Here is a 25913-nt window from a genome sequence, read left to right as displayed (position 1 = left end):
CATGGGAACGGCTACGGGCCGGCTGACCGGGCGCTCGGCGCTGGTGACGGGTGCCGGTTCGGGAATCGGGGCGGTGACAGCCGAACTTTTCGCGCGCGAAGGCGCGAAGGTGGTCGTCGCCGACATCGACGAGACGAAGGCAGCACAGACAGCGGAGCGCATTCGCGAGGACGGCGGGGTGGGCGAGCCGTTCGCGGCGGACGTCTCGGATGAGGCGCAGGTCGCCGACCTGGTCGAGTTCGCCGTGGCCAGCTTCGGCGGTCTCGACGTGCTGCAGAACTACGCGTCGGAACGAAGCCTGGTCGGCCGGGACGTCTTCGTCGCCGATGCCGACCCGTCGGTGTGGTCGAGGCAGCTCGGCGTGGACCTGATGGGCTGTGTGCTCACCTCGAAGCACGCGCTGCCGCACATGATCCGCGCCGGTGGAGGCAGCATCACCAACGCGACGTCGCTCGCCGCGTGGCTTTCCCTGGAAGGCCGCCCGGCTTACGCGACCGCGAAGGCGGGGGTGATCGGCCTGTCCAAGACGCTGGCCACCGAGTACGGCAAGCAAGGCGTCCGCTGCAACGTCATCGCGCCCGGGCACATCGTGTCGCCCGCCACCGAAAAGATGTATTCCGCGCGGCAGACCGAGGTGATGCTCGACCACGTGTCCGCGCCCCGGCTCGGCAGGCCGGACGACGTCGCGCTGGCCGCTCTCTTCCTGGCCTCGCCGGAGTCGGCTTTCGTCAACGGGCACGTGCTGGTCGTCGACGGCGGGATGTCGGCCTACGCGCCCATGGTCCCGTCGTTCCGCCGCCTCGCGGCGGACGAGACACGACAGTAGGAGCCCGGATGCGTGTACTGGTGACCGGTGGGTCGGGTGTCAACGGTTCGTGGGTGGTCCGGGACCTCGTCGGCCGGGGCCACGAGACCGCGGTCTTCGAAAACCGGGCCGACACCACGCTGATCGCGGACGTCGTGGCCGACGTCGAGTTCGTGGTCGGCGACGTCGGCGATCCCGGGCAGCTGGCCGAAACGGTGACGCGGCTCAGGCCGGACTGCATCATCCACCTCGCGGCGTTCGTCGACTGCGAGCGCGATCCGCACCGGGCGATTTCGGTGAACGTCGGTGGCACGGCGTCGGTCTGCGCGGCGGCGGTGGCCGCGGGCGTGCGGCGAGTGGTCTACACGAGCTCGAAGGCGGTGTACGCACCGGCCACCGGGGAGCGCGGTTTTCCCGGCTACGCGCCGGTCGCGGAGGACAGCGAGCTGCACCCGACCGGCATGTACGGCATCTCGAAGCTGGCCGCGGAGAACGTAATGGCGTGGTACGGCCGCAACCACGGCCTCGATTGCGTCAGCCTCCGCTTCGCCACGATCTTCGGGCCGGGCAGGCTGCAGCGGCACGCCGGCCCGATCAACACCTACAGCTCGATGATCGAGCTGCCGGCTTCGGGCCGGCCGTTCACGGTGGACCACGGTGGGGACGAGCGGGACGACATCATCTACGTCCTGGACGTCGCGGACGCCATCACGACCGTCGCGCTGGCCCCGGAACCGCTTCGCCACCCGGCGTACAACGTGGCCGCCGGGCGCCCGGTGTCGATGCGCGAGTTCGCGGCCGCGATCCGGCGGGTCATCCCCGGCGCGGCACTCGAGGTGGGACCCGGCACGGACCCGATGTCCATGCCGGATCCGTACTACATGGCGCTGGACGGCGCTCGATTGGAGGAGGAGTTGGGATGGCGGCCACGCTTCGACCTGGACCGGGCGATCCGGCACTACCACGAACTGGTGCAGTCGCGCCGGTCGTGACCTCGCGGCAGGGGAAGCGATGAAGGCGGCGGTCTACCGCCGTCCCGGCCCCGCCGACGAGGTCCTCGAGGTCGTCAAGCTGGAGCGACCGGAGCCGGGACCGGGCGAGGTCCGGGTCCGGATGGTCACCTCGGGGATCAACCCCACGGACTGGAAGACGCGCGCCGGGCTCACCGGCCGGATGCCGGACGGGTTCCAGGTCCCGCACCACGACGGCGCCGGCGTGGTGGACGCGGTGGGCAGCGGCGTCACGGGGCTCACGGCGGGGCAACGGGTGTGGCTGTACCTGGCAGCGTTCGGCAACCGGTACGGCACCGCGGCCGAGTACGCGATCGTGCCCGCCGCGCGGGTGGTTCCGTTGCCCGGCCACGCGTCCGACGACCTGGGCGCCTGTCTGGGCGTGCCCGCGCTCACCGCCGCGCACTGCCTCGGTGGCGACCCGGACGCGGTCAAAGGGCGGACGGTCCTCGTCGCCGGCGGCGCCGGAGCGGTCGGGCACTACGCGATCGAGCTGGCCAAGCACGCCGGCGCCCGCGTGGTGGCGACGGTGAGTTCCGACGACAAGCGCACGCTCGCGGAACGGGCGGGCGCCGACCTGGTCGTCCGCTACACCGACGGGGACGTCGCCGAGCGCATCCGTGACTTCGCCGGTCCGGTCGACCGCGTGGTCGAGGTCGCCTTCGGCGCGAACCTGGCCCTCGACATGGCCGTCCTCCGGCCCGGCGGCACGATCGCCACCTACGCCGCGGCGGGGCAGCTTTCCTTGCCGGTCGGCGAATTCATGCAGGCGAACATCACGCTCGCCTTCGTCCTCCTGTACGGACTGTCGGCCGGTCAGCTGTCCGACGCGGTCCGCTGGACCTCCGCGGCGCTGGCGGCCGGCGCCCTGTCCGCGTTGCCGGTGCTCGCCTATCCGCTGGATCGGGTGGCCGCCGCACAGGAGCGGGTGGCGGGGCAGCCGGTGGGCAAGGTCGTCTTGCGGATCGCCGGGAACTGAAGGGAATCGGACGTGGAAACCTCGATCAGCCCGTTGACGCCGCTTTCGTTCCTGCACCGGTCAGCGAACGTCCACCCCGGCAAACCGGCTGTCGTGTACGGCGAAGACGTTTGGACCTACCGGGAATTCGCCGCGAAGGTCGAACAGCGCGCCCGCATGCTGCGGGCGGCCGGCGTACGCCCCGGCGACCGGGTCGCCTATCTGATGCCGAACGTGCCGGAAATGCTCGCCGCGCAGTTCGCCGTGCCGCTGGCCGGGGCCGTGCTGGTCGCGATCAACACGCGGCTCGCGCCTGAAGAGGTCCGGTACATCCTCGACCATTCGGGCGCCACCCTGGTGGTCCTCGACGCGGAGTACGCCGGCAGCGTGGCGCCGGTCGCCCGGACGCTGGAGACAGTCCGCACGATCGCCGTCGCGGCCGACCCGGCCCAGCCCGGCGTCGGCGTCGAAGTCACGGGTGCGGTCGCGTTCGAGGACTTGCTCGCCGGCGCGGCACGCGACGACGGGGAACTGGCGTGGACGGTCACGTCCGAGCGCTCGCCCCTGGCGATCAACTACACCTCCGGCACGACCGGCCGGCCCAAGGGCGTGATCTACACCCATCGCGGCGCGTACCTGAACTCCTTCGGGCAGATCTTCCACTCCGCCTTCGACGCGGACAGCGTCTACCTGTGGACGTTGCCGATGTTCCACTGCAACGGCTGGTGCACGCCCTGGGCACTGGCCGCGGCGGGCGGCACGCAGATCTGCCTGCGCGAGGTGCGGGGCGACCGGGTCTGGGACCTGATCGACCGGCACCACGTCACTCACCTGAACGGGGCGCCGACCGTGGTGACGACGATCCTGAACGCGCCGCGGGCGCACCGGCTCGACCGGCCGCTGGTCGTCACGACGGCGGGTGCGCCGCCCAGCCCGACGACCCTCGCCGAGGCCGAGCGGATGGGCTTCTCGATCGTCCACGTGTACGGGCTCACCGAAACCTACGGCCCGTACGCGGTGAACGTCCACCAGCGGGCGTGGGAAGGGCTGGAGGCCGGCGAGCGGGCGGCGCTGCGAGCCCGGCAGGGCGTCGGGATGCTGCCGTCGGACGGCATCCGCGTCGTCGACCGGGACATGCGCGACGTCCCCCGCGACGGGCGGACGATGGGCGAAATCGTGATGCGCGGCAACACCGTCATGCACGGGTACCACCGGGACCCGGAAGCCACCGCGGCCGCGTTCGCGGGCGGCTGGTTCCACTCCGGCGACCTGGGCGTCCTGCACCCGGACGGCTACGTCGAGCTGCGCGACCGGGCGAAGGACGTGATCATCTCCGGCGGCGAGAACATCTCGACCGTCGAGGTCGAGCACGCCGTCGCCGCGCACCCCGACGTCCTCGAGGTGGCCGTGGTCGGCGTCCCGGACGACCGGTGGGGCGAGCGGCCGAAGGCGTTCGTCGTCCCGCGGCCGGGGCGAAACCCCACGGAGGCCGGCGTTCTCGCGCACGTGCGGGAGCGGATCGCCCGCTACAAGGCGCCGCGCGAGGTCGAAATCGTCGCCGAACTGCCGAAGACGTCGACGGGCAAGGTACGCAAGCACGAACTACGCGAGCGGGAATGGTCCGGCGAGGCCATGCGCATTCGCGGGTGAGGAGCGATATGGAATACCGGCTGGAGACCCTTTCCGACGACTTCGTGTTCCTCGAAGGGCCGCGCTGGCACGACGGCCAGCTGTGGCTGTCGGACCAGTGGGGGCACGCCGTGCACGCGCTGGCGGAATCGGGCGAGCGCACCAAGGTCGCGGATTTCCCGCAGCGGCCGTCGGGGATCAGCGTGCTTCCGGACGGCACCGTGGTGGTCGTTTCCATGGCCGACCGGCGGCTGCTGTCGGTGACGGCGGACGGCGTCGTCGCGGAGTACGCCGACTTGTCGGAGACGGTTCCCCACGACCTCAACGACACCGTGGCCGACCGGGCCGGGAACATCTACGTCGGCACGGTCGGGTACGACATCGTGAACGGCGCCGACTTCAAGCCCGCCGAACTGTTCCTGGTCCGGCCGGGCGGCCGGTTCGAGGTCGTCGCCGACGGCCTGGAGTTCCCGAACGGCGCGGTCATCACGCCCGACGGCGGCACGCTCATCGTCGCCGAGACGTTCGGCAACCGGCTGACCGCCTTCACCCGCGCGGCCGACGGCACGCTGTCCGGCCGCCGAGTGTGGGCGGCGCTCGGCGAGCGGACGCCGGACGGCATCTGCCTCGACGCGTCCGGCGCGGTGTGGGTTTCGTCGTTCATGACCGACGAGTTCGTCCGGGTCGGCGAGGGCGGAGAGGTGCTCGACGTGATCCCGGTGCCCGGCCGGCGGGCCGTGGCCTGTGCGCTGGGCGGGGCTGACGGGCGCACCTTCTTCGGCCTGACCTATGCCGGCGCGCACGAGGACATCGTCTCGGGCCGGAAGCTCGCCCGGGTGGAGGTCTGCCGGGTGGCCGTGCGGGCCGGCGGCTCGCCCTGAGCGCCATGTCCGGGGTGCCGCGGCCGCCCGCGGCACCCCGGGGCTTATCCGGCCAGGGCGCGGAACCGGCTCGCGTGGAACACCAGCGGCAGCCGGTCCCGCGTCGCCAGGAGCCGCCGGATCCGCAGGACGACGATGACGTGGTCGCCGGCCGGCAGCTCGTCGTGCACGACGCAGTCGAGCCAGGACACCGCGCCGGTCACGAACACCGCGCCGGAGCCGGCCGCTTCCCAGGCCACGCCGGCGAACCGCTCGCCGGTCCTGGCCGACAACGAGCGGCACGCCGCCTCCTGCCCGGCCGCGAGGATGCTCACCCCGAGGTGCGGCTGCCGGCGCAACCGCGGCCATGTCGCGGACGTCCGCTGCACGCACACCGTCACCAGCGGAGGCGCCAGTGACGCGGCGGTGAACGCGCTGGCCACCATTCCGTCCGGGCCGTTCTCGCCGAGCGCGCACAACGCGGTCACGCCGGTCGGGAAGCTCCCGAACGCCGAGCGCAGTTCCCGGTCGCCGAGGTGCTCGACGGCCTGCAGGTCCGGCACCGAGGTCATGCGGCACCGTCCGCGTGCGCCAGTTCCAGCAGGCGCCACCACGCCATCCCCGGATGGTCACCGAAGATGCGGCACGGCACCCGTGTCGCGGCCACCCGGGCGCTGCCTTCCCGGCAGGCCAGCACGACGGTGGGCCGGGTTTCGAGCGCGGTGACGAGTTCTGCGGAGGCCGGGTCCAGCTGCGTCACGCGCAGGCCGGTCCGCTCGGCGGCCGAAGTCGCGACCGCGCGGTCGGCATCGTGCGCCTCGCACGTCACGACCAGCATCGTGCCGGTCCCGGCCAGGCCGCGCCGCCGCAGGCCCGCGGTCAGCGCCCACACGCGCTGGCCGAACCACGGATCGGGCACGGGGTCGATTCGTTGGGTGATCACCGTGTGTCCCTTCGGCGTCGTGTGCTTCACGGCCGAGTCTCGCCATCCGGGACGCGAAAGTCTGTGACGTGAGTGCGGGGACCGTTCACTGGATCGTGACAGGGCGGCGCGCGCGGGGTAACACAACGCGCGAATGCCGGCCGCACGGGCCGATGGCGTGGTGTTCGTCTCCCTCGCCGAACTGCAGGACCCGGACCTGCTGGCCGGCACCTTCGCCGAAGAGCTGGATCTGGTGGACCGCTCGGCGCGGCCGCCGATGGAGGTGCTGGTCGAGGGCCTGCGGGCCCGTCGCACGCTGCTCGTGCTGGACAACTGTGAACACCTGGTCGCGGTGTGCGCGCATCCGGTCGAAATCAGCGAGGACAACATCGGCGACGCCGTCCGGCTCTGCCGCTCTCTGGAGGGACTGCCGCTGGCGATCGAGCTGGCCGCGGTGCGACTGCGCGTACTGCCCGCCGGCGAGATCGCCGATCGACTGGACGAGCAGTTCACGCTGCTGACCGCGGGCGGTCCGCAGGTGGGCCCCAACCGGCACGAGACGCTGCGCGCGCTGACCGACTGGAGCTACCGGCTGTGCACGCCCGCCGAGCAGTTGCTGTGGGCTCGGCTGTCAGTGTTTGCTCATGACTTCGACCTCGGCGCAGCCGAAGAGTCTGCGCCGGGGACGGGCTCGAGCCGGCCGAGGTCCTCGACGTCCTCGACGGGCTGCTGGACAAGTCGGTGCTGCTGCGGGTCGAGCAACACTGGATGGTGCGGTACCGGCTGCTGGAGACGTTGCGCCAGTTCGGCGAGGAGAAGCTGGTCGCCGCAGGCGAGCTGCCGCGGCTACGCCGACGTCACCGCGACTGGTGCCTGCAGCTGACCGGCCGCTACTGTCGTTCATGGATCGGACCCGACCAACTGGCCTGGAGCGCCCGGCTGCGCCGTGAGCACGCCAACCTGCGGGCTGTGCTGGGCTTCTGCGCCGAAGACCCGGACGACGCCGTCGCCGGATTGCGCATCGCGGCGCAGTGCATGAAGCTCTGTCTCATCCGCGGGATCACTGCCGAGGGCCGTCTGCACCTGCGCAAGCTGCTCGACGCCGCACCGCCGCATGTGCCGGAGCGCGCGCAGCGACCTGTGGACCTACGCGTTCCTGGCGCAAATCCACGGCGACCGGCCGGCCTACGAGCAGACGGTCGCCGAGGCCACCGCAGCGGCCGATGCAACCAACGACGTGTCGGCGCGGGCCTACACCCTGCTCGTCCGCGGCTACGACGCGCTGATCGGCAACCGCATGCCCGAAGCGGCCACACTGTTCGAAGAATCGGCCGCTCTGCACCGCGGCGAGGGCGACCTCGGCGGCCAGCTGTGGGCCCAGTACAACTACGGCATGTCCACCGCACTGGCCGGAGAGCTCGGCCGGGGGCGGGACGTTCTGCACCACTGCGTCGACGAGTTAGCCGCGCGCGGAAAAAACCCTCTGGCGGTCGTGGCGCTGGACCTATCGGGTGAACCAGCACGGCCACTTCACGTTCCGGCGGCACAGTAGCCTGCGCATCAGGTAGGACGAGAGGACACAGCCGACGTGGCCGCGAACCCGAAGGAGTGGACGACCCGCAGCATCGCCCGCTGGCTGGCCGAACACCGGCTGGGTGACCTCGGCTACAAACCCGACGCCAATCGTCTGGTCAAAGAAGACACGCTGCACCGAGAGATGACGTTCGAGCTGGACCCCAACGCACGATGGCTCGACGGCGACAAGGCGTTGGCGGTCCACGTCGCCGTCGACGTCCCCGGCGCGCCGAACCTGAGCGTTCCGCTCTCGTTGTTCTACAGCCTTCCGGAGGTCCGGCGCGGAGCCGGCTGCTATGCGTGGCCCCAGGACGGTGACGACTTGCCCGGCGAGCTGCTGGCCGACCTGGAGGAACCGGTTCCCAGTTTCCCGGCCGGCCCGGCGGAGCTGGCGGATGTCCTGTTGGATCCGGACCTCGAGCCCCTGCGGGAAGGGCTGCGATGGGGACCGGTTTACGGCGAACCGTCAGTGCGCGCCGCGCAGGCACTCATCATCGGCCGCATGATCGCCGACCACGCGCTCATCGACAGAGCAGCAGCCCGCCTCCGTGACACATCGCGTGCGCCTGCCGGTCCACGGAACATGAGGCTGGCATGGAGCGTGGTCGGCGAAGCGCTCGGCGATACAGCTGGTTTGGGCATTGAATGGCATAGGAAAGGCTGACCGATTCCCACATCGACGACGTGTAGCGAGCGGGCTGCCAAGTCCCATAGCTCCACCTCCGGGGTGTACCAAAGAGCGATTGGTACCCAGCCGGACACGCTCTCAGCGGCATGAGCGGATGTCGGGTGGCTCGGTGGTCGCACCGCACAGTGCGTGTTCAGCGCTGACCCGGATGCTTCATCGTGGCCGGTGTCCCCGGATCGACTCGTCGAGGAGAATCGTCGGGTGAGACTAGGACAGGGCGGCATGCTGGCCGTCTTTCTGGCGAGCACTAGCCTGCTGGTTCTTGTCGTTTTCGGCGTGGGCTACGAGCGCGGAACGGACTGGTGGGCTTCGGCCGGCCAGTGGGTGGGAGGGCTGGGCTCTATCGCAGCGCCCATGGTTGCCGTTTGGGTGGCGCTGGAGGGGTGGAAACCGTGCTCAGCGCGAGCGGGAAGAGGACCGGCGCCAGGAGCAGGCATCGAAGTTGAACGTGTGGATCGACCGTCTCGCTTCTCGCGACGCTGAAGGATCCTGGACGTCGAATTCGTCGCTTCACGCCGGGGCTTTTGTCATTAGGGTGTTCAATGGCTCGTCGCTACCTGTCCACGCTGTACGCGTCGAGGTGAAGCTGGGGAAGGAATTCGGCAGGTTCAGCGACCACCAGATCACAGTTGGGCCGGCTCCGGCGCCTGGCTTGTTCGGATCCAACCCGGAAGGGTTCTCCAAGTTCGTCGACGATCAGTCCATCGACACGGGGAACGGTTCCGGTCGCGGGGACGGCGACTGGGGGCCACTGAGGAGGCCCTAGCCGACATTGACGGCCTTACTGCTACGACTACGGCGACGCCGTCGGGCCGAACGGGAACCGGCTCTGGTACTACGCGCAGGACGAGAACAACAACTCGGTCGGCTACATCAACGACCACGACCTCAACACGCCCGGGACCGCGCAGAACCCCACGCTCAACGCCCCGGACTGTTGGGGGCCGTGATCGGGTGATCGCTCCGCCTCGCGCCGCTTGCCAAGGCGGCGCGAGGCGGGTCAACCCCGGGTGAAGCGGACTCGCACGTCGTCCGTGGCCGACCTTCTTCGCCGCCGGAGCCCGTGACCTTCTCGATTGCTCCGTTCGGGGTGATCCCCGGTCACGCCGTTCAGGATCACGTACTAGTCCGGCGTGACCGGACAGCATGGATCGTTCCCGGACGAGGAGATCTCGACGTTATTGCGGGCGAGGATCCCGATCATCGTCAGATACCGACGTGATCGGCCGTGCCGGGCCCAGGGCGGTGTGGCGGCCGGCGTGGCACGCCGGCCTGCCTCGTCGGCGTCGTATCCCGCGGGAGGTGAGACCTTGCTGCGCGGTGCGGGCCCTGACGACGAGTTCCTCGATTTCGGGCCGGCCAGGTCCAGGAACGGGACAATCAGATGACCCGCGCAGGGCAGAGGCTCCCGTGGCGAGCGACTCCACGTTTCGACGCCGAGGTCTGCAAGCAGCACCCGGCCACCGGCTGGGCCCAACGCGCCGCCTACTACCAGGCCGAGCTCACCAGCGCCGCCATCGTCCTCTGGCTGCGACGACTTAGGGGACTGCCGCCCTGTGAGCACTGATCACCGACCGGCGCCATCCTCAATGCTGGGGATAGGGGTGGTTCGGCCAACCGGCCTACTGTGTTGTTTCAGCGGCGTGGGAGGAGCCGGGCAGCAGGGGGCCCCGGTCGACGCCGCGCCGGTCACGGCGGAGAGGCCACCGTGACCCGCAAGAGGGGGTGAATGGCGTGCAACCGACTGTGCGCAACGTGTTTCTCGATTTCTCCACTCAGTTCGAAGGGCGAGTGCCCTACCTCTACGTCGATGTGCTGGACAAGGTGACCATCGGCGTTGGCAACCTCGTCGACCCGCTCCCGCTGGCGCTGGCGTTGCCGTTCGTGTTCAAGAGCGACCCCGCGACGACCGCCTCGGTCGACGACATCACGGCCGACTGGAACGCGGTCAAGTCCGACCCGACGCTGGCCCGGCGGGGCTACCGAGCCTGTGCGCCGCTGACCAAGCTCATGCTCACCGACGAGGCGATCGACGACCTCGTGCTGTCGAAGGCCGAGCAGAACGAGAGCACGTTGCGGCGGACCAGCGAGTTCGCCGACTACGACGATTGGCCGGCGGATGCCCAACTCGGCCTGCTCAGCATGGCCTGGGCACTGGGCCCGGCCTTCGCCTCGGGCTGGCCGGCCTTCCGCGCCGCCTGCGGGGCGCACGACTGGGACGCAGCCGCGGCCGCCTGCCGCATCACCGAGACCGGCAACCCCGGGGTGGTTCCGCGTAACGCGGCGAACCGGGCGCTGTTCCGCACTGCCGCCTACCTGGCGGGGCAGGGCTACGACCCTTTCACCATGGGCTACACGGTCACCGGCAACCGGCCCACCGTTCGGCTCGGGGCGACCGGAGACGCCGTGACGTTCCTCCAAGAACGACTGTCATCTCTGGACTATCTCGCCACGTCGTCCGACTCGTTCGACTCCGACACCGACGACGCCGTGCGCGCCTTCCAGACGGACAACGAGCTGACTGCGGACGGTGTCGTCGGCGCGGCGTGCTGGGCCGCGCTCGGCACTGGCATTCCGCGCCAGGTCTGACACCACCACATTGATCGCCGCTGCACACGTTTCGAAGGGACAACTATGTCTGACATCGCCAATGAGCCCGCCGCCATGATGGCCGCGATGCTGTCCAGCATCATCGGCCAGGTCAAGGAGAGCCGCCCGACCAAAACCGACGGATCCGGGCTGACCACCGGCTTCGTGTTCCACCAGCTGCCCATCGGGCAGCTGGTGGACCCCCGTGACTTCGCCAACGCCTGGACTCCGGCCGGTGGCACACCGCCGGGCGCACCTGGCGGGAAGCCTCCCACCACGCCGCCCCCAGGGGGCGACCCCTCGGCCAAGCAGGCACAGCAGACCGCGTTCAACACCTGCGAACTGGTCGACACTTTGATCATGCCGACGGACGACGGCACCTACAAGGGCTGGCCGCAGAGTCGGAAGCTCTCAGTGGCCTACGGCCAGCTCCTGCAGTCACTCGAGGCACCGCCGCCTCCGCCGCGCAGCGCCTCGGAGCAGGCCGCGATCGACGACGCCACCAAGAGGCTGTACAACACCGACCCGAACGGCACGTACATCGTCACGCCGAAGTACAAGCAGTACCAGCTCAACGCGCAGGCGTACCAGGACGCCAAAGCCGCGTACGCCAAGGCCGAGGCGCAGGCTGTGGCCGACCCGAGCTCGGCCGACTGGTGGCCGCAGACCTCGGCGTCGCTGCAGCAGAAGGTGGACACCGCCTACGACCAGTGGAAGACGGAGGGCGCCGACGACATCGAGGCTGCGCTGGCCACCCTGGAGTCGCTGGGCATCCCGCTGGAGCAGGGCATGATCGCCAAGGCCCGCAAGCTGTACGACCAGTGGCAGGTCGCACTGGCCGGCGTTCCGTCGAAAGTGGCGTACTCGGCGGTCTCGCCGAGTCAGTGGGCCGATTACAACGTCGACGACGTCGGGTTCAACTACCTCAAGATCGACACGGGTGACTACCACAGCCACTACGAGAGCCACGGTCTTTCCATCACCACAGGAGACTGGTCGGCCAGCTCGTCCACGTCCAGTGGCACCGGCGGGGTGGGCATCTTCGGGTTCGGCTTCACCGCCTCTCACGGCGAGCACAAGGAGGAAACCGAAGGGCACACCCGCAGCGACCAGTGGGAGTCGGCGCAGTTCCACAACGACTCGAAGAACCTGTCCGTCGAGCTGGAGTGGGGACTGTGCCGGATCGACCGGCCATGGCTGGTGTCCGACCTGTTCTACATGCGCAACTACTGGGCGAAGGGCCAGAGCGCCAAGGCGGTCAGCGACGGCACGCTGGCCGGGCAGCTCAACCGGAACCCGCCGTCATTCCTGCCGACGATCCCGACGCACTTCCTCGTCGTGCGCAACGTGAAGATCACCCTCGACACCCAGAGCACGGACTACGCCACGTTCGAGCACCTGTTCAGCCAGAGTGACGACCAGTCGCTTTTCACGTCCAGCTCGACCAGCGGTGGGGTGGCCGGCATGTTCGGCTGCATTTCCTTCGGCGGCGGGGGCTCGCACCAGGAAAGCCACTTCAGCGCCTCCGCGGAACACACCGAGGGCCACGACGATCGCAGCGACTACGGCGTCACGTTCACCGATGGGGTGGTCGGCATCAAGGGCGCGCAGATCGTCGCCTGGCTGTCCGAAGTGGTCCCCGCATGCCCGCCGCTGGATGACCCGGACCTGCCCAAGCAAGCGGGGGCGTGACCCATGACCGGTCCCGGCTCTGCGGAGATCGCGGCACTGCTCGCGACCGCGCTGCACGACGCGATCGCCGCCCAGCTGCCGGCGCCGACGGGCACCGGCCCCGGTGCGACGACTTTGCTGTTCGCCGCGCCGGGGCAACCGGTGGACCCGGTCGATTTCAGCAAGGGCAATGCGGTGGCCAACCGGCAGGCCGCGTCCTTGTTCGTCGATCAAGTCCCCCAGCCCGGTGCCGCGTTCTGGCCGGCGAGCTACCAGTTCTCCTCTCTCTACAGCGATATCGTCGGCTCGGCTCGCCCTTCGTCGGCGTTGACCCCTGACGAGGCCGCACTCGTCGCGGGGCGGGTCTCTGCCGCCCGCAAGCTTGTCGAGAACAGCCGCATCGGCACGGTCGGCGGCGCGGCCACCACCTACCTGCCGACCGACCAGGAGCCCGTCTCCTGGTGGGACGCGGCCGCGCCGCACTGGTCCAGCCTGCACACCCCGGACCCGGTGATTCCGCCGCCGGCTCCGCCGAACCCGCCGCCGAGCTGGGAGTGGAAGGTCAAGCCGCGCAAACCCGGCGGCGGTGACCCGGATCCCGAGGGGCCACCGATCATCGTCAGGCCACCGGAGATGTCCTTCGCCGCGGTCTCCGGCGACCCCGGCAACGGCATCCAGGTCGGCGACGATCCCGCAGGCAAGGGCGTGCTGCCACCCACCGACGACCTGGAGGCGGTTCCGTCCACCAGCACGGACATCGGGGTGCGGCTGGACTACTGCTACGTGACGCTGCACCGCGGGTGGCTGGATCCACTGTGGTTCCGCGGCCCTGGCTGGGCCGTGCCCGGCTATCCGCCGCGCAGTATCGCCGCGGGCGACCCGACCGCCGGCAATCAGCTGCTGCCGGCCACTCCGATCGGGTTCGTGGCGGTCAAGAATGTGGCCATCACAGCCGATTGGACGGCCGGCGACACCCAGCTTGCCCTGGAGGCAATCGGCTATGGACCGTTCCACCTCGCCGGGGCCACCTTCGTCCCCGTCGACGGTGACGCGCAGGCCATGGCCACCGCCGACGACGGCGGTGCCAGGGCGACGCTGCTGATCCCCGGCGTCCAGGTGCTGATGTGGGTTTGCGAGATCCCGCAGCCCCTACCGCCGGCGCAACCCTGACGGACAGTCGGAAGCGATGTACTAGCCGGCCCTGGCCGAACCCGAACGATCAGGGAGACGCGACTAGAAGCCGCTGATGCCGAAGAGCCGCTCGGGGTTTTACCAGCGGCCTGGGGAAACGGACCGGCAGCGATCGGGGGCACCGGGCCCCAGGCCGACTCGACCACGCGGCGCTCCCGCGCCAAATCATCGAGTTCGAATCCGGCTGGGCATGTTGATTCTTTCCACTGTCGGCGCGGATCTTCCGTCAACCGTGGCGGTGTCCGTGCCGCTCTTGGCAGCGAGCACGGCACGGTTGGCCAACAGCTGCAAACCCTGACAACAGTGGAGTCTGATCTCGTTGGCCCGCCCAGAGCCGGCCGCCGGCGGGCTTGGCGAGCATCGGCTCGATCCACGCCGCACGGAACACGACGCTGCCTGCGGCCCGGTCGCCTACGTCGTCCTGTAACAGGAAGCTCCAGAATCCCTTCATAGGAACCTCCCACCTTCGTCACGCGACCTGCAATGGCGGGAATTGCCCGGGTACACGGTCGTCAGCCGAGGCGGGCGAGCAGTTCGTCCCGCCCGGCCACCCCGGTCTTGCGGTAGACCGACCGCAGGTGGTCGTGCACGGTGTGCACGGACAGCTCGAGCCGGCGGGCGACCTGCTTGCTGGGCAGCCCCGCGATCACCTGGCGGACCACCCCCAGCTCGGCTGGCGAGGCGCGGTACCACGTGGCCAGCACGGGCAGCAGCAACTCGCCCTGTGCCGCTTCGACGGTCACCGCCACCGCGCGTGAACCGTTGAGTTCGTACGGTTCGGCGTGCACCGCGAGCCAACCGTCCGGTGTGGGAAGCCGGCTCAGCGCGCGACGGCAACCCTGGCGGGCCAAATAGACCGTGTTCCACAGGACGCTCACCAGCTGCCGGTCGTCGACCGCCTGATCATCCGGTCGCAGCACGCGGAGTGATTCTCGGGCAGTCGGCGTGATGCCCAGGACGTCATGGTCCGCGCCAACAGTCACCACCCCGGGAGCGACGGTGCGGCGGGGTGGCCGCAGAGTCCCACCGGCGATGAATCTGCGCAGCGCCTTGGCCAGCGGTTCGGACAGGGCGCCCGCGAGTTCCACGTCGGCGGTGGTGAACGGCTGGCGGCCCACGCGGAGCAGGGTCAGCGATCCGAGGGCGCGCCCGCCCTCTGCCAGTAGGCTCACCAACTTGTGCGTCCGCTCGCCGGAACCGCGTGCGCGCCGACCGTCGAGGAGCCGCACCGGGGCGGAGGCCGCCGCGCGTCCGGCCGACCACGGCCCGTACCAGTACAGCGGGACGTCGATTTCGTACAGCCGTTCGGTGAGTTCGGCGAGGTAGCGCTGGTCGGCCAGCCACAGGCAACTCGCGCCGGTCACCGGGTCCTGGCCGCTGACCAGGTACGAATCGTGCGGTATCCAGGGCCTGATCAGCCGGGCCACCTCGTCGGTGAACTCGCTCGCCGTGTCCGCTTCGCGCGCCGCGGCCAGCAGCGGGCGACCGATTGCCTCCAGACCAACCCCCATCTGACGAGTATCGCTGCGTTGAACCCAATGTCTCGGACTTTTCGTCGTTTTCGTCCGATCGGGTCATGCACCGCTGTGCTGCCGCCGCGGTCGGACGGCTCTGCGCTTCGAGGAGGCTCCGGCGAAGCCCGGCTGCTCGATCACCCGAGCGTCCCGCGCCGCCGGCCGACCGCCATCTCTGCCGCGGTGGTGGCCCGGATCGAGCAGCTGCGCGTCGGCAGCGGAAGTACTGCGCTCGTCGGATCGCCGCCGAGCCGGCCGGCGATGGCGTGACGATCTCAGTGAGGATCGTGGACCGGCGCCTGCTCCACCTTGGAAGGCCGTGGCGCCGCCGTCGCAGCGCTCGCCGCATGGACGCGGCACGGGGCCAGGACGGTGACCAGGTGGCGGAGGTTGCCCGCGCAGCGTTCGGACGTGGGCGATGTTCTCCAGATGGGGATGGCGTGCTCAGCGAGCGTGACTGCCTCGTCGGCGTCGGGACGACGTGTGCAGGTAGCTGCGGACCAGCAGCTGCCGGTGTGCTTCCGAATGGGACGGGCCGCACGTAGGTCCAGCGTGGTAGTCGGCGTGCCGTGCTGGCCCCGGAAACGGCTGCCGGTGCTGCGACCGTCGTTCGGGCTGGTGGGCCGCTCCGCATCGGATATACCGTGCGGACGGCCGCGGCCGAGCCCGTTTACTCCTACCACCATTTGTCCTGGGTACCCCGGTTGGAGATGGTATCATAAAAAGACGCGTGGTCATGCTTGGCGTTGGTCAAGGACGCATCGTTGAAATTTGTTCTCGTTCCGAAGCTAATAGTGAAATCTGCCCCGTACAGGCTTGACCCAGTGAAATCAGTTTGGTCAAGCGCTGCCCAATAGAAGTTGGCGTTGTCGCCGTTCAAATGGCTGAGGTTGGCGTTTGTGAGTATGGCACGCCGTAGGCTCGCGTCCCGTAGTGATGTTCCAGTGAGATTCGCGTCCGTGAGATCGACCTCCTCGATTTTCGCCCCGGCAAGGCTGCCGTATGCCAGGTCCGCTCCACGAAGACTGGTTCCGCTCAGGCATGTTCGGGCCAGGTTGATATACGCGCCGTGGTCCTGGCTGACGTCACGGCGTCCGAGGATCGTGAGCGCCGCCTGCACATCCGCGCCGGGCCACGGGCAAGACCCCTGCCGGGTACTGGGCAGGGGTGCGATGGTGCGAACGAAGGCCGAGATGACCTCGATGATGGTCGGCTGATCGCGAGGGGAGTCGTGGGCTAACCGTTCGAGACTGTAGAGCGCACCCAGACGAGCCTGCAGATGCTCGCCGCCGCCCTTGTCGAGCTCTTCAACGGCCGTGGTGAAACGACCGGTGACCTGCCCCTGCTCAGACAATGCCACTTGGGCCCGAGTGGCATTGAGCGACAGCGCGGTGAAGATCAACGCACCAACCGCGGTCAGCGCCGTGATCACCGACGTCATTGCCGGCCAGTTCACGCTCATGCGACGCCTGTTGACAGATTGACGCGGCGACGCGGGCCGGCGCAGCCGGCCGGGCCGCAAAGGGCTCGTTGACAGGTGAACGGAACGAAGCCGTCGACCGCCGGAAGCAAACATATGAATAGATCGTCGTCAACGGCATGATCGTAACTGCGCAGGGAGCGCTCTGACACGGGCCGCGCGCCGAAGGTCATTCCGTCGCACTCGGTGACGTCCCGACGACTCCCGACATCACTGTGGCAGGTCTTGACGACGCCAATACGGGGATGGACGTGTCCGTACCGCTGACAGGCTCACCGTGATGACCGCTTGGTCGAGCGCGTCGTTGCAGTGCCCCTACCGGTGCCGATCGCCAGCATGGGTTCGTCGTCCGGTGAAGCATGCAGCTCTATTGCGGCATCGACACCACCGACCCCGCGGCGCCCTCGGCCTACGCGAAACGCCTCGCCCGGCACTTGGCCCGCGAAACGTCCGATCGGGTGACCGCGGTGATGGCCAAGCCCAACGCGCCAACGGGGTGTCCATCGACTGGAGCCAGAACAACCCGGCGAAACAACAGCGCGGCCCGGGAGCGCGACCGGACCACCGGCATCGATCTCGAGGTGGACGAACTGGCCTCACGATGGCGCCGTACTCGCTGAGCGGCCACGACGCCCCGGCCGTGTCCACCCCGATCACCTGGGACGAAGTCCGCGCCTGTCGGCACGCCGTCCAGCTGGTGTTCACCGCCGAGGACGTCCTCGACCGCCTAGGCGACCGTGCGCATCACCGGGTCCTTCATCCACACCCCGGCCATCACCGGCAACGCACCGGACCCGGACAGCAATGCCCGTGTCCTGCACGCGCTCCTGCGCTGAAGCGACGGCGCTGTCCACTCGTGGTTGTCGGCCACGGCGTGGTCAGCCGCGACCGGGAGCCGGTGTGATGGTGCGTTTCCGGCGGTCGGCGAGGATGTCGTCGAGGAGGGAGCCGACTTCGGCGCAGTTCGCGCGGACGACGTCCAGGAACGCGGCGAGCACGGGGGAGTCGTCGGCCGCGCGGAAGGACAGCTGCAGATCCGGCAGGCGGACGCGCGGGACGACGTCGCAGAACCGGATGTCCTTGCGGGTGACCAGCCGCATCCGGGCCGGACCGAGGCCCACGCCGACGTCGCAGGCCGCCAAGCCGATGATCGTGTGGACGTCGCGGGACACGGTGGCCGCGTCGAGCGCCGTCGATTCCGGGCCGAAGAGGCTGCGCAGGTGAGCGGCCACCGCCGGCTCCTGTTCGGGAGCCGACATGATCAAGTGCTCGGCCGCCAGCTGCTCGAGCCGGATTTCGGCGCGGCCGGCGAAGGGGTGCGCGACCCCGACGACGGCGACCAGGTGGTCGGCGCCGATCGGGACGGTCACGAGCCCTTCGACTCCGGCGCCGCGCGGGGCACCGCGGCCGACCGCCACGTCGAGCTCACCGGCGACCAGGGCCGCGGCCGCCTCCGGGCTGCTCATCTCGCGCAGGTCGAGCCGCACGTCGGGCCGGCTCCGGCGGAACCGGCCCAGTACTCCGGGCAGCGGCGCCAGCAAGGCCGAGCCGATGAAGCCCATCCGCAGCCTGCCGGTTTCGCCGCGCGCCGCGCGGCCCGCTTCGACCGCCGCGGCCGTCATTTCCCCGAGTGCCCGCCGGGCCCGGGCGAGGAACGCGGCGCCCGCGGCGGTGGGGAACACGCCACGGGGCGTGCGGTCGAACAGCCGCTCGCCGACTTCGCGTTCCAGCGCGGCGATCTGGGTGGACAGCGGCGGCTGGGCGATCCCGAGAGACGCGGCCGCGCGGCCGAAGTGCTGGTGCTCGGCGAGGGCCAGGGCGTACCGGAGGTGTCGCGACTCCATACTCAGAACATATCAAGCGTGGGTGATCCAGATATGAAAGTGGATGACCGAAGCCGAGGCGCGGTGGAGTGGAGCTGTACCTCCTCCCTTCGAAAGGTCGTCATGAACGAGACCACCACCTGTGTTTTCGTCCACGGTGCCTGGCACTCTTCGCTGCACTGGGCCGCGACCCAGCGGGCGCTGGCCGCCCACGGCGTGGCCGGCGTGGCCGTCGACCTGCCCGGCCACGGCGTGACCGCGCCGATGCCCTCCGGATACCTGCGGCCCGGTCAACCCGCCCTGGCGACCGAGCCGTCCGCGCTGGCCGGGCTCACCACCAGCGCGCTGGTGGACGCGCTGGTCGCCGACCTCGTCGAGGTACGCCACCGGTTCGCGCGGGTGGTCCTCGTGGCCCACAGCGCAGGAGGCGGCCCGGTCTCGGCCGCCCTCGAACGGCAACCGGGGCTGGCCGACCACGTCGTCTACCTGTCGGCGTTCGTGCCGGCGGGCCGGTCGCGCTTCCTCGACTACGTCGGCGCGCCGGAGAACGCCGGTGCCGTGCGCGTGCCCAACTCCGGCGATCCCGAGGTGATCGGCGCGTTCCGGATCAACCCGCTCTCCTCGGATCCCGCCGAGGTGGCAGTCATCCGGCGGGCGTTCCTGAACGACTGGCCCGCGGACCGGCACGGCTGGCGCCTCACCCTCCATCCCGACGAACCCCTGGTGTCGCTGGCGGGGGAGTTCCCCGTGACCGCCGGGCGGTGGGGCCGGGTCCCCCGCAGCTACATCCGGCTGACCGGCGACCTCGCCCTGCCTCCGGTCACCCAGGACCTGATGATCGCCGAGGCGGACCGGCTGGCGCCGGACTCCCCGTTCTCGGTGTACTCGTTGCCGGGCGGGCATTCGCCGTTCCTGACCCGGCCCGGCGAGCTCGCGGAGCTCGTCGCGCGGATCGCCAAGCAGGCATGAGGCCCGCCGCGCAAGCCGTGCTGCTGTCGGGGACGTTCGTGCAGCTGATGAGCGTCACCGTGATGCAGCTGGCCGTCCCGCGCATCCGGCACGACCTCGCCGCCGGCTCGGGGGCGGGGCAGCTGGCACTGGCCGGTTACACGCTGACCTTCGCGTGCGCGCTGATCACCGCGGCTCGGCTCGGGGACCGGTTCGGCTACCGGCGGTTGTTCGTGCTCGGCACGGTCGTGTTCACCGCCGCGTCACTGGCTGCCGCCGCCGCGCCGGACATGGGGACGCTGGTGACCGCCCGGCTGCTGCAGGGCGCGGGCAGCGGTGTGGTCGCGCCCCAGATCCTGTCGCTGATCCAGACCGCGGTGCCCGCGGACCGGCGCGCGGGTGTGCTGGGCCGGTATGGGGCGACGATGGCCATCGCGGCGCTGGCCGGACCGCTGTGCTGCGGCGTCCTGCTGCACTTCGACCCGTTCGGGGCCGGTTGGCGGATCGCGCTGGCCTTGCCGGTGCCGGTCGGGCTCGCCGCGCTCGCCTCGGTCCGGATCCTGCCCGACGGACGCGGGCCGGCCGGCACCGGCCGGGTCGACCCCGTCGGCGCCGCGTTGTCCCTGACCGGGCTGGTGCTGCTCGTGCTGCCGCTGACCCTGGGCCAGGACGCGGGCTGGCCGGCGTGGACTTGGCTGAGCGCGGTGCTGGCCGTCGGCCTGCTCGCCGCCTTCGGCGTTTCGCAGCGGCGAGTCCGGCACCCCCTCGTGCACCCCGAAGCGCTGACCGCGGCGACGACCCGCTGGGGCATCGCCGCGGTGCTGCTGTTCAACGCCGGCATCCCGTCGTTCAGCTTGCTGCTTTCCCTGCATCTGCAGGGCGCACTGCACCGCGATCCGCTGGTGACCGCGATGACGGTGGCGCCCTATGCGATCGGTGCCGTGCCGGGCAGCCGGCTCGCCGAAGCGGCGGCACGCCGGTTCGGCGCCGCGACCTTGGCCGCCGCGTCGGGCGGCCTCGCCGCGGTGTCGCTGCTGGTCGTTCCGGCGCTGGCCGCGCCCGCGCCGGTCCTGTGGGTGGTGCTGGGCGCGGGCGGGTTCGCGTTCGGTCTGTTCACCGCGTCCGCGTTTTCCCTGGTGCTGAGCCGGGTTCCGCCCCCAGCCGCCAGTTCGGTGTCGGGCCTGCTGCCGACCGCGCAGCAACTGGGCGGCACGGTGGGGGTGGCCCTGGCCGGTGTCGTCTACGCCGAAGGAGCGATGGACGCGGCGATGGGCTACGAGGCATTCGTTTTCCTGCTCGCCGCCGTCGCTGCGGCGCGTCTGCGCCGGAGGACCGCTGAACCCCTGGGAGGTGTGCCGTGGACCGACTCGATCTCACCGCCGAAGAACTGCTGACCACCACCCGCGCGGTCCGGCACCGGCTGGACTTCGACCGGCCGGTGGACCCCGCGGTCCTGCGCCGATGCGTGGAACTGGCCTTGCAGGCGCCGAGCGGGCGCAACAGCCAGGGCTGGAGTTTCGTCGTGGTCACCGATCCGGAGCGCCGCGCCGAACTGGCCCGGCTCTGGCGCCGCGGTCTCGGCCAGGGCGATCACCCGATGTCCGCGGACGACCGGCGTCGCGCTTACGCGAAACCGGGCTCGATGGAGAAGGTCTGGAGCGGACTGCGGTACCTCGGGGACAATCTGCACCGGGCGCCCGCATTGGTGGTGCCCTGCATCGAGGGACGCACCGACGGCCTCGGCGCCGACCGCCAGGCGGGCAAGTGGGGCTCCCTCCTGCCCGCGGTGTGGAGCTTCCTGCTCGCCGCGCGGCTGCACGGGCTCGGCACGGTGTGGACCACCGGGAACATGGCCGTGGAGCGGGAAGTGGCCGCGCTGCTGGGCATTCCGTACGAGTCGGTGATGCAGGGCGCGCTCATCCCGGTCGCGCACACCATCGGCACGGAATTCCGGCCCGCACGCCGGGTTCCGGTCGACGAAGTGCTGCACTGGGACCGGTGGTGAGGCCGGGTCCTCAGTTCGTCGCGCGCGCGATGCCGAGCGCGGCGGTGCGCACGGCGGGAGCGAGCCGGTCGACTGCGGCGCGCGAATGGGCCACGATGCCGAGCGCGGCCCGGACCCCACCGTCCAGCCGCAGGATCGGGGCGGCCACCGACGCCGCGCCCAGCGTCATTTCCTCGTAGGAGTAGGCGGCGCCCGTCCGCCGCACCTCCTTCAGCGCCCCGGCGAGCCGGCCGGGCTGGGTGATGGTGTTCGGGGTCATCCGGGGCAGGCCGGCCGCCGCGACGGCGGCGAGCAGCTCCCGGCCGGAGAAGGCCAGGATCGCCTTGCCGACCCCGGTGGCGTGCAACGGCAGCCGCCCACCCACGTGCGTCAAGGTGGGGACCGCCTTGGTGCTGGAGATCTTCTCGATGCAGAGCGCTTCCGTGCCGTCCAGGACGGTCAGCTGGATGTTCTCCTGGGTCGCCTGGAAGAGGTCGTGCATGTAGGGCAGCGCGGCCTCTCTCAGGTCGCGCTGCCGCGGGGCGAGCGAGCCGATCGTCCACAGCCGGATGCCGATCCGGTAGCGACCGTCCTCCAGCCGTTCCAGACCACCCCACGCCCGGAGTTCGCCGATCAGCCGGCGGGCGGTGGACACGGACAAGCCGCTGCGCGTGGCCACTTCGGTGAGCGACAGCGCCGGGTGGGCGACGTCGAAACAGTCCAAGACCGAGAGCAACCGCCGCGAAACGGATTGCCCGGGGTTGTTCGTCCGTCCGGCCACCAGGCCAGGGTAGCCGGGACTGCCACTGAGTGGCAACGCGCGCTGGCTTCTTAAGGTCTCAGAGCTGAGGATCAGTGGCACGGACGACCCGAACAAGGAGGTTCTCGCCGTGCTGACCGGTGCCGAAGAACGATCGTGTGCCCCCTGTCAAACTGCCACTGAGTGGCTGCCGCGATGAGCGGGTTCTGGGCCCGACAGGGCATCGTCCCCCACCTCCGCTGGGGGTTCGCCGCGCTGACCCTGTTCATGGTCGGCGACGGCATCGAGTCCGGCTTCCTCTCGCCCTACCTCGACGAGCGCGGCTTCGGCTCCGGGCAGGTGTCCGTGCTGTGGGGCGTCTACGGGCTCGTCGTCGCGGTGGCGGCCTGGCTGGCGGGCGCGCTGGCGGAGACCTTCGGCCCCAAGCGCGTGATGCTGACGGGGTTCGCGGTCTGGGTGCTGTTCGAGGTGGCGTTCCTGCTCGCGCTGGCGCGCGGGGACTTCGGGCTCATGGCGGTCACCTTCGGGGTGCGCGGCCTCGGCTATCCGCTGTTCTCCTACGGCTTCCTGGTCTGGGTGGCGATGGAGACGCCGCAAGCGGTGCTGGGCAAGGCTGTCGGCTGGTACTGGTTCTTCGCCATGCTGGGGCTGGGCGTGCTCGGCTCCTACTACGCGGGGCTCGTCATCCCGCTGATCGGCGAGTTCGCCACGCTGGCGTCGTCGCTGGCGTTCATCGGCGCGGGCGGGCTCATCGTCGCGCTGCTGGTCAAGGCCCGCGGCCGGGCCGAGCGCGGTGGTGGGCTCCGCGCGGTCTTCGGTGCGGTGACCATCGTCTTCGAACGCCCGAAGGTCGGCATCGGCGGGATCGTCCGGGTGATCAACACGCTCGGCTTCTACGCCTTCGTGGTCTTCCTGACCACCTACATGGTCCGCGACGTCGGACTGTCCACAGCGGAATGGCAGACGGTGTGGGGCACGATGCTGCTCGTCAACGTCCTGGCCAACGCGCTGTTCGGCTACGTCGCCGACCGGATCGGCCGGGTGCGGACCGTGGCGTGGTGCGGCGGGCTGGCCTGCGCGGTCAGCGTGCCCGCCCTGTACTACGTGCCGCACCTCGTCGGCCCGAACTTCTGGGCGATCCTCGGCGTCGCCGTGGTCTACGGTGCCGCGCTCGCCGGGTTCGTCCCGCTCTCGGCGATCCTGCCTTCGCTGGCGCCCCAGCACGTCGGCGGCGCCGTCGCGATCCTCAACCTCGGCGCGGGCATCAGCCAGTTCCTCGGCCCGGCGGTGGCCGGGCTCGTGGGCCCGCTCGGTGTCGGCGGCACGGTCTGGGCCATCTCCGGTACCTACGTGCTCGGCATCGGCCTGACCTACTGCCTCCGGGACCGCACCCGGGTGGTCACCACGACCCACACTCCGGAAAGGACAGCCGCGTGAAACCGACGATCGTGCTCGTGCCGGGGATGTGGCACGGCGGCTGGGCTTGGGACCGCGTCGCAGCCCTCCTCGAAGCGGACGGCCACCCGTGCGTGCCAGTCACGTTCCCGGGCCGGGGCCGGGCCCCGGGGGACGAGACCTTCGCCGGGCACTGCGCCCACCTCACCCGGGTGCTCGCCGACGTGCCGGGCGACGTCGTGCTCGTCGGCCACTCCTACGGCGGGGCGGTGCTGACCGAGGCCGGCGACGCCCCAGGCGTCCGGGCCATGGTGTTCGTCAGCGCGTTCTGCCTCGAGCCGGGGGAGTCGGTCGCATCGGTCAACGACGCCCAAGCCGGTTCCGAGGCGGGCGTCGACGACATAAGAGAGGTCGGCGACCACCTCGTCATCGACCCGGACACCGCACGAGCGGCGTTCTACCACGACTGCGACCCCGCCGACGCGGCCCGCGCGGCCGAGCGGCTGACCCCCGAACACGTCAGCACACGCACCACCGTGGTGTCCCGGGCGGCCTGGCGGGCCGTCCCGTCGCACTTCGTCGTCTGCACGGCGGACCGGGCGTGCACCCCGGACGTGCAGCGCAAGCTGGCGAGCCGGACCGGCTCGTGGAGCGAGCTCGCGGCGAGCCACTCGCCGATGCTGTCCATGCCGGCCGCGCTGGCCGGCGCGATCACCGGCTTCGCGAAGGAGGCGACGGCGTGAGCGCTCCCGTCGCGATCGTCACCGGCGGCGCCGGCGGCCTGGGCCAGGCCATCGCCTCGACCCTGCTGGCCGACGGCTTCCGCGTCGCGCTGCTCGACCGGCGTGGCGCGCGGGAAGCCGCCGGACGGCTCGGCGAATCCGCCACCGGCATCACCGCGGACGTCACCGACGAAACCGCGGTCCGCGCCGCGCTCGACGAGGTCGAGGCGACCTGGGGCCGGATCGACGCGCTGGTCAACAACGCCGGAATCGAACCGCAGCACTCGCTCGAGGAGCTGGACCCGGCGACCTGGCGCGCCACGCTGGAAGTCAACCTGACCGGGCCCGCGCTGCTGATCAAGCACTGCGTCCCCCGGTGGCGCCGCCAGGGCGGGGGCCGGGTGGTGTCCATCGGCTCGCGGGTGTGGCTCGGCGGCGGCGCGACCGGCTCGTACTCCGCGTCGAAGGCGGGACTCGTCGGCCTGACCCGGGAAGCGTGCCGGGAACTCGGCCCGCTCGGGGTCACGGTGAACGTGGTGGCACCGAGTTTCGTGCGGACCCCGTTGAACGCCGAGAAGGGCGACGCCGGGTTCGTCGAAGCCTACGCCCGCCGGTTCGCCGCCGCGTCGCCACTGGGCCGGCTCGTCGAGCCCGCCGACATCGCCGGGGCCGTCGCGTTCCTGCTCTCCGACCGCGCCCGCGCCATCACCGGCGAAGTCCTGCACGTCACGGCCGGGACACAGCTCGCGCCGTTCATCCCCTGACCAGCAAGGAGAACGTGATGGAAGACCGTCTCGCGGTGCGGGAGCTCGTCGAGAACTGGGCCCTGTGGCGCGATTCCGGCGACTGGGACCGCTTCGCCACCGTCTGGCACCCGGTCGACGGCTGGATGACGGCGACCTGGTTCCAGGGCCCGGCGAAGGAGTTCATCGCCGCCAGCAAGGCCGGGTTCGACCGCGGGGTCAGCATCCTGCATTTCCTCGGCGGGCACACCGCCGAGATCCGCGGCGACCGGGCGATCGCGCAGACGAAGATGAGGATCGATCAGCGGGCCACTGTGGACGGTGTCGAGGTCGACGTCGTCTGCACCGGCCGGTTCTACGACTTCTGCACCCGGCACGAGGGGGAGTGGAAGATCGTGCGCCGGCAGCCGATCTACGAGAAGGACCGGCTCGACCCGGTCGACCCGGCCGCCCGGCCGGTGCTCGACCCCGAACTGCTCGGCCGCTTCCCGGCCGGGTACCGCCACCTCGGCTACCTGCAGACCAAAGCCGGGTTCACGGTCAAGGACGGGCTGCCCGGCCTGACCGGAACGGCGGTCGAGCGGCTGTACGACGAGGGTGACCGGTGGCTGGCCGGTTCGGCCACCGCCGGCGACCCGCACTGAAG

Annotated in this window: 28 protein-coding genes; 21 read left to right on the top strand and 7 right to left on the bottom strand. The window is 70.5% G+C overall.

What is annotated here, in order from left to right:
• Position 1 precedes the first annotated feature (1 nt).
• From BT341_RS31965 to BT341_RS31945, 5 genes are read left to right on the top strand one after another with little or no spacing between them, the layout of a single operon-like run.
• Entirely contained in the window at positions 2 to 826 is an 825-nt protein-coding gene (locus BT341_RS31965; RefSeq protein ID WP_072479800.1) for an SDR family NAD(P)-dependent oxidoreductase, read from the top strand.
• 8 nt (positions 827 to 834) lie between these two features.
• Positions 835 to 1797 (top strand): NAD-dependent epimerase/dehydratase family protein, encoded by a 963-nt coding sequence (locus BT341_RS31960; RefSeq protein WP_072479799.1) that lies wholly within the window; start codon positions 835 to 837, stop codon positions 1795 to 1797.
• 19 nt (positions 1798 to 1816) lie between these two features.
• The gene (locus tag BT341_RS31955) at positions 1817 to 2794 is read left to right on the top strand and encodes an NADPH:quinone reductase (protein WP_072479798.1); all 978 of its coding nucleotides are present in this window, start codon (positions 1817 to 1819) and stop codon (positions 2792 to 2794) included.
• A 12-nt stretch (positions 2795 to 2806) separates the two neighbouring features.
• Positions 2807 to 4423, top strand: a complete 1617-nt coding sequence (locus tag BT341_RS31950) for a long-chain-fatty-acid--CoA ligase (protein ID WP_072479797.1) — start codon at positions 2807 to 2809, stop codon at positions 4421 to 4423.
• Between the two features lie 8 nt (positions 4424 to 4431).
• Entirely contained in the window at positions 4432 to 5283 is an 852-nt protein-coding gene (locus tag BT341_RS31945; protein ID WP_072479796.1) for an SMP-30/gluconolactonase/LRE family protein, read from the top strand.
• A 44-nt stretch (positions 5284 to 5327) separates the two neighbouring features.
• Here the strand turns inward: BT341_RS31945 and BT341_RS31940 are convergent, their stop codons facing one another.
• Positions 5328 to 5834: a flavin reductase family protein gene (locus BT341_RS31940; RefSeq protein ID WP_072479795.1), complete on the bottom strand. Its 507-nt coding sequence runs from the start codon at positions 5832 to 5834 to the stop codon at positions 5328 to 5330.
• Positions 5831 to 6205 carry a hypothetical protein gene (locus BT341_RS31935; RefSeq protein WP_143168700.1) on the bottom strand — a complete coding sequence of 125 codons (375 nt, stop codon included), beginning with the start codon at positions 6203 to 6205 and terminating at the stop codon, positions 5831 to 5833. Before BT341_RS31935 ends, BT341_RS31940 begins: the two co-directional genes overlap by 4 nt.
• Before the next feature lie 133 nt (positions 6206 to 6338).
• Here BT341_RS31935 and BT341_RS31930 point away from each other — a divergent pair, with 133 nt between their 5' ends.
• The gene (locus BT341_RS31930) at positions 6339 to 7067 is read left to right on the top strand and encodes a hypothetical protein (RefSeq protein WP_072479793.1); all 729 of its coding nucleotides are present in this window, start codon (positions 6339 to 6341) and stop codon (positions 7065 to 7067) included.
• 17 nt (positions 7068 to 7084) lie between these two features.
• Here BT341_RS31930 and BT341_RS31925 read toward each other — a convergent pair whose 3' ends face one another.
• Positions 7085 to 7267 (bottom strand): hypothetical protein, encoded by a 183-nt coding sequence (locus tag BT341_RS31925; protein WP_143168699.1) that lies wholly within the window; start codon positions 7265 to 7267, stop codon positions 7085 to 7087.
• A 31-nt stretch (positions 7268 to 7298) separates the two neighbouring features.
• Here BT341_RS31925 and BT341_RS31920 point away from each other — a divergent pair, with 31 nt between their 5' ends.
• From BT341_RS31920 to BT341_RS31900, 6 genes are all read left to right on the top strand, one after another.
• The gene (locus tag BT341_RS31920; protein ID WP_072479791.1) at positions 7299 to 7736 is read left to right on the top strand and encodes a hypothetical protein; all 438 of its coding nucleotides are present in this window, start codon (positions 7299 to 7301) and stop codon (positions 7734 to 7736) included.
• Positions 7737 to 7772: 36 nt separating this feature from the next.
• Positions 7773 to 8423: a hypothetical protein gene (locus tag BT341_RS31915; protein ID WP_072479790.1), complete on the top strand. Its 651-nt coding sequence runs from the start codon at positions 7773 to 7775 to the stop codon at positions 8421 to 8423.
• A gap of 1408 nt (positions 8424 to 9831) precedes the next feature.
• Entirely contained in the window at positions 9832 to 10014 is a 183-nt protein-coding gene (locus tag BT341_RS44610) for a hypothetical protein (protein WP_143168698.1), read from the top strand.
• A 158-nt stretch (positions 10015 to 10172) separates the two neighbouring features.
• Positions 10173 to 11036, top strand: a complete 864-nt coding sequence (locus BT341_RS46035; RefSeq protein ID WP_218177788.1) for a peptidoglycan-binding domain-containing protein — start codon at positions 10173 to 10175, stop codon at positions 11034 to 11036.
• A gap of 45 nt (positions 11037 to 11081) precedes the next feature.
• Positions 11082 to 12728 carry a hypothetical protein gene (locus BT341_RS31905; RefSeq protein ID WP_072479789.1) on the top strand — a complete coding sequence of 549 codons (1647 nt, stop codon included), beginning with the start codon at positions 11082 to 11084 and terminating at the stop codon, positions 12726 to 12728.
• 3 nt (positions 12729 to 12731) lie between these two features.
• Positions 12732 to 13877, top strand: coding sequence for a hypothetical protein (locus BT341_RS31900; protein WP_072479788.1), 1146 nt, complete (start codon positions 12732 to 12734; stop codon positions 13875 to 13877).
• Positions 13878 to 14410: 533 nt separating this feature from the next.
• On the opposite strand, the gene BT341_RS31895 is transcribed toward BT341_RS31900, so the two are convergent.
• Complete coding sequence (locus BT341_RS31895) at positions 14411 to 15409, bottom strand: helix-turn-helix transcriptional regulator (RefSeq protein ID WP_072479787.1); 999 nt, start codon at positions 15407 to 15409, stop codon at positions 14411 to 14413.
• 679 nt (positions 15410 to 16088) lie between these two features.
• Complete coding sequence (locus BT341_RS31890) at positions 16089 to 16874, bottom strand: pentapeptide repeat-containing protein (RefSeq protein WP_177328945.1); 786 nt, start codon at positions 16872 to 16874, stop codon at positions 16089 to 16091.
• 377 nt (positions 16875 to 17251) lie between these two features.
• Here BT341_RS31890 and BT341_RS44600 point away from each other — a divergent pair, with 377 nt between their 5' ends.
• Positions 17252 to 17512, top strand: a complete 261-nt coding sequence (locus BT341_RS44600; RefSeq protein ID WP_342750274.1) for a hypothetical protein — start codon at positions 17252 to 17254, stop codon at positions 17510 to 17512.
• Positions 17494 to 17796 (top strand): non-homologous end-joining DNA ligase LigD, encoded by a 303-nt coding sequence (gene ligD / locus BT341_RS47700; RefSeq protein WP_342750233.1) that lies wholly within the window; start codon positions 17494 to 17496, stop codon positions 17794 to 17796. The genes BT341_RS44600 and ligD overlap by 19 nt, the downstream gene beginning before the upstream one ends.
• Here ligD and BT341_RS31885 read toward each other — a convergent pair.
• Entirely contained in the window at positions 17771 to 18736 is a 966-nt protein-coding gene (locus BT341_RS31885; RefSeq protein ID WP_072479785.1) for a LysR family transcriptional regulator, read from the bottom strand. The two genes, ligD and BT341_RS31885, sit on opposite strands and share 26 nt — an antisense overlap.
• Positions 18737 to 18838: 102 nt before the next feature.
• On the opposite strand from BT341_RS31885, the gene BT341_RS31880 reads away from it, so the two are divergent.
• From BT341_RS31880 to BT341_RS31870, 3 genes are read left to right on the top strand one after another with little or no spacing between them, the layout of a single operon-like run.
• Positions 18839 to 19684, top strand: a complete 846-nt coding sequence (locus BT341_RS31880; RefSeq protein WP_072479784.1) for an alpha/beta hydrolase — start codon at positions 18839 to 18841, stop codon at positions 19682 to 19684.
• On the top strand, positions 19681 to 21057 hold the full coding sequence (locus tag BT341_RS31875) for an MFS transporter (protein WP_072479783.1): 1377 nt from the start codon (positions 19681 to 19683) through the stop codon (positions 21055 to 21057). Before BT341_RS31880 ends, BT341_RS31875 begins: the two co-directional genes overlap by 4 nt.
• Complete coding sequence (locus BT341_RS31870) at positions 21021 to 21668, top strand: nitroreductase family protein (protein ID WP_072479782.1); 648 nt, start codon at positions 21021 to 21023, stop codon at positions 21666 to 21668. Before BT341_RS31875 ends, BT341_RS31870 begins: the two co-directional genes overlap by 37 nt.
• 10 nt (positions 21669 to 21678) lie before the next feature.
• Here the strand turns inward: BT341_RS31870 and BT341_RS31865 are convergent, their stop codons facing one another.
• A complete protein-coding gene (locus tag BT341_RS31865; protein ID WP_072479781.1) occupies positions 21679 to 22428 on the bottom strand; it encodes an IclR family transcriptional regulator in 750 nt (249 codons plus the stop codon).
• Positions 22429 to 22590: 162 nt separating this feature from the next.
• Between BT341_RS31865 and BT341_RS31860 the strand changes: the two genes are divergently transcribed.
• The 4 genes from BT341_RS31860 to BT341_RS31845 are packed head-to-tail and all read left to right on the top strand — an operon-like array spanning position 22591 to position 25911.
• A complete protein-coding gene (locus BT341_RS31860; RefSeq protein WP_143168697.1) occupies positions 22591 to 23844 on the top strand; it encodes an MFS transporter in 1254 nt (417 codons plus the stop codon).
• On the top strand, positions 23841 to 24545 hold the full coding sequence (locus tag BT341_RS31855) for an alpha/beta fold hydrolase (RefSeq protein WP_084743060.1): 705 nt from the start codon (positions 23841 to 23843) through the stop codon (positions 24543 to 24545). Before BT341_RS31860 ends, BT341_RS31855 begins: the two co-directional genes overlap by 4 nt.
• Positions 24542 to 25288, top strand: a complete 747-nt coding sequence (locus BT341_RS31850; RefSeq protein ID WP_072479779.1) for an SDR family NAD(P)-dependent oxidoreductase — start codon at positions 24542 to 24544, stop codon at positions 25286 to 25288. The genes BT341_RS31855 and BT341_RS31850 overlap by 4 nt, the downstream gene beginning before the upstream one ends.
• A gap of 17 nt (positions 25289 to 25305) precedes the next feature.
• On the top strand, positions 25306 to 25911 hold the full coding sequence (locus BT341_RS31845) for a nuclear transport factor 2 family protein (protein ID WP_072479778.1): 606 nt from the start codon (positions 25306 to 25308) through the stop codon (positions 25909 to 25911).
• Positions 25912 to 25913 lie beyond the last annotated feature (2 nt).

Source organism: Amycolatopsis australiensis, assembly GCF_900119165.1.
GTDB lineage: Bacteria > Actinomycetota > Actinomycetes > Mycobacteriales > Pseudonocardiaceae > Amycolatopsis > Amycolatopsis australiensis.
Note: the sequence above shows the minus strand (reverse complement) of the source record. Positions and strands in the feature narration are given on the sequence as shown.

Excerpts from the sequence above, each read along its gene's own strand:
- BT341_RS31845 (WP_072479778.1), top strand. The coding sequence starts at position 25,306 with ATGGAAGACCGTCTCGCGGTGCGGGAGCTCGTCGAGAACTGGGCCCTG.
- BT341_RS31880 (WP_072479784.1), top strand. The coding sequence starts at position 18,839 with ATGAACGAGACCACCACCTGTGTTTTCGTCCACGGTGCCTGGCACTCT.
- BT341_RS31890 (WP_177328945.1), bottom strand. The coding sequence starts at position 16,874 with ATGAGCGTGAACTGGCCGGCAATGACGTCGGTGATCACGGCGCTGACC.
- BT341_RS31965 (WP_072479800.1), top strand. The coding sequence starts at position 2 with ATGGGAACGGCTACGGGCCGGCTGACCGGGCGCTCGGCGCTGGTGACG.
- BT341_RS44610 (WP_143168698.1), top strand. The coding sequence starts at position 9,832 with ATGACCCGCGCAGGGCAGAGGCTCCCGTGGCGAGCGACTCCACGTTTC.
- BT341_RS31885 (WP_072479785.1), bottom strand. The coding sequence starts at position 18,736 with ATGGAGTCGCGACACCTCCGGTACGCCCTGGCCCTCGCCGAGCACCAG.
- BT341_RS31920 (WP_072479791.1), top strand. The coding sequence starts at position 7,299 with ATGTGCCGGAGCGCGCGCAGCGACCTGTGGACCTACGCGTTCCTGGCG.
- BT341_RS31955 (WP_072479798.1), top strand. The coding sequence starts at position 1,817 with ATGAAGGCGGCGGTCTACCGCCGTCCCGGCCCCGCCGACGAGGTCCTC.
- BT341_RS31875 (WP_072479783.1), top strand. The coding sequence starts at position 19,681 with ATGAGGCCCGCCGCGCAAGCCGTGCTGCTGTCGGGGACGTTCGTGCAG.
- BT341_RS31960 (WP_072479799.1), top strand. The coding sequence starts at position 835 with ATGCGTGTACTGGTGACCGGTGGGTCGGGTGTCAACGGTTCGTGGGTG.
- BT341_RS31905 (WP_072479789.1), top strand. The coding sequence starts at position 11,082 with ATGTCTGACATCGCCAATGAGCCCGCCGCCATGATGGCCGCGATGCTG.
- BT341_RS31945 (WP_072479796.1), top strand. The coding sequence starts at position 4,432 with ATGGAATACCGGCTGGAGACCCTTTCCGACGACTTCGTGTTCCTCGAA.
- BT341_RS44600 (WP_342750274.1), top strand. The coding sequence starts at position 17,252 with ATGCAGCTCTATTGCGGCATCGACACCACCGACCCCGCGGCGCCCTCG.
- BT341_RS31930 (WP_072479793.1), top strand. The coding sequence starts at position 6,339 with ATGCCGGCCGCACGGGCCGATGGCGTGGTGTTCGTCTCCCTCGCCGAA.
- BT341_RS31940 (WP_072479795.1), bottom strand. The coding sequence starts at position 5,834 with ATGACCTCGGTGCCGGACCTGCAGGCCGTCGAGCACCTCGGCGACCGG.
- BT341_RS31900 (WP_072479788.1), top strand. The coding sequence starts at position 12,732 with ATGACCGGTCCCGGCTCTGCGGAGATCGCGGCACTGCTCGCGACCGCG.
- ligD (WP_342750233.1), top strand. The coding sequence starts at position 17,494 with ATGGCGCCGTACTCGCTGAGCGGCCACGACGCCCCGGCCGTGTCCACC.
- BT341_RS31895 (WP_072479787.1), bottom strand. The coding sequence starts at position 15,409 with ATGGGGGTTGGTCTGGAGGCAATCGGTCGCCCGCTGCTGGCCGCGGCG.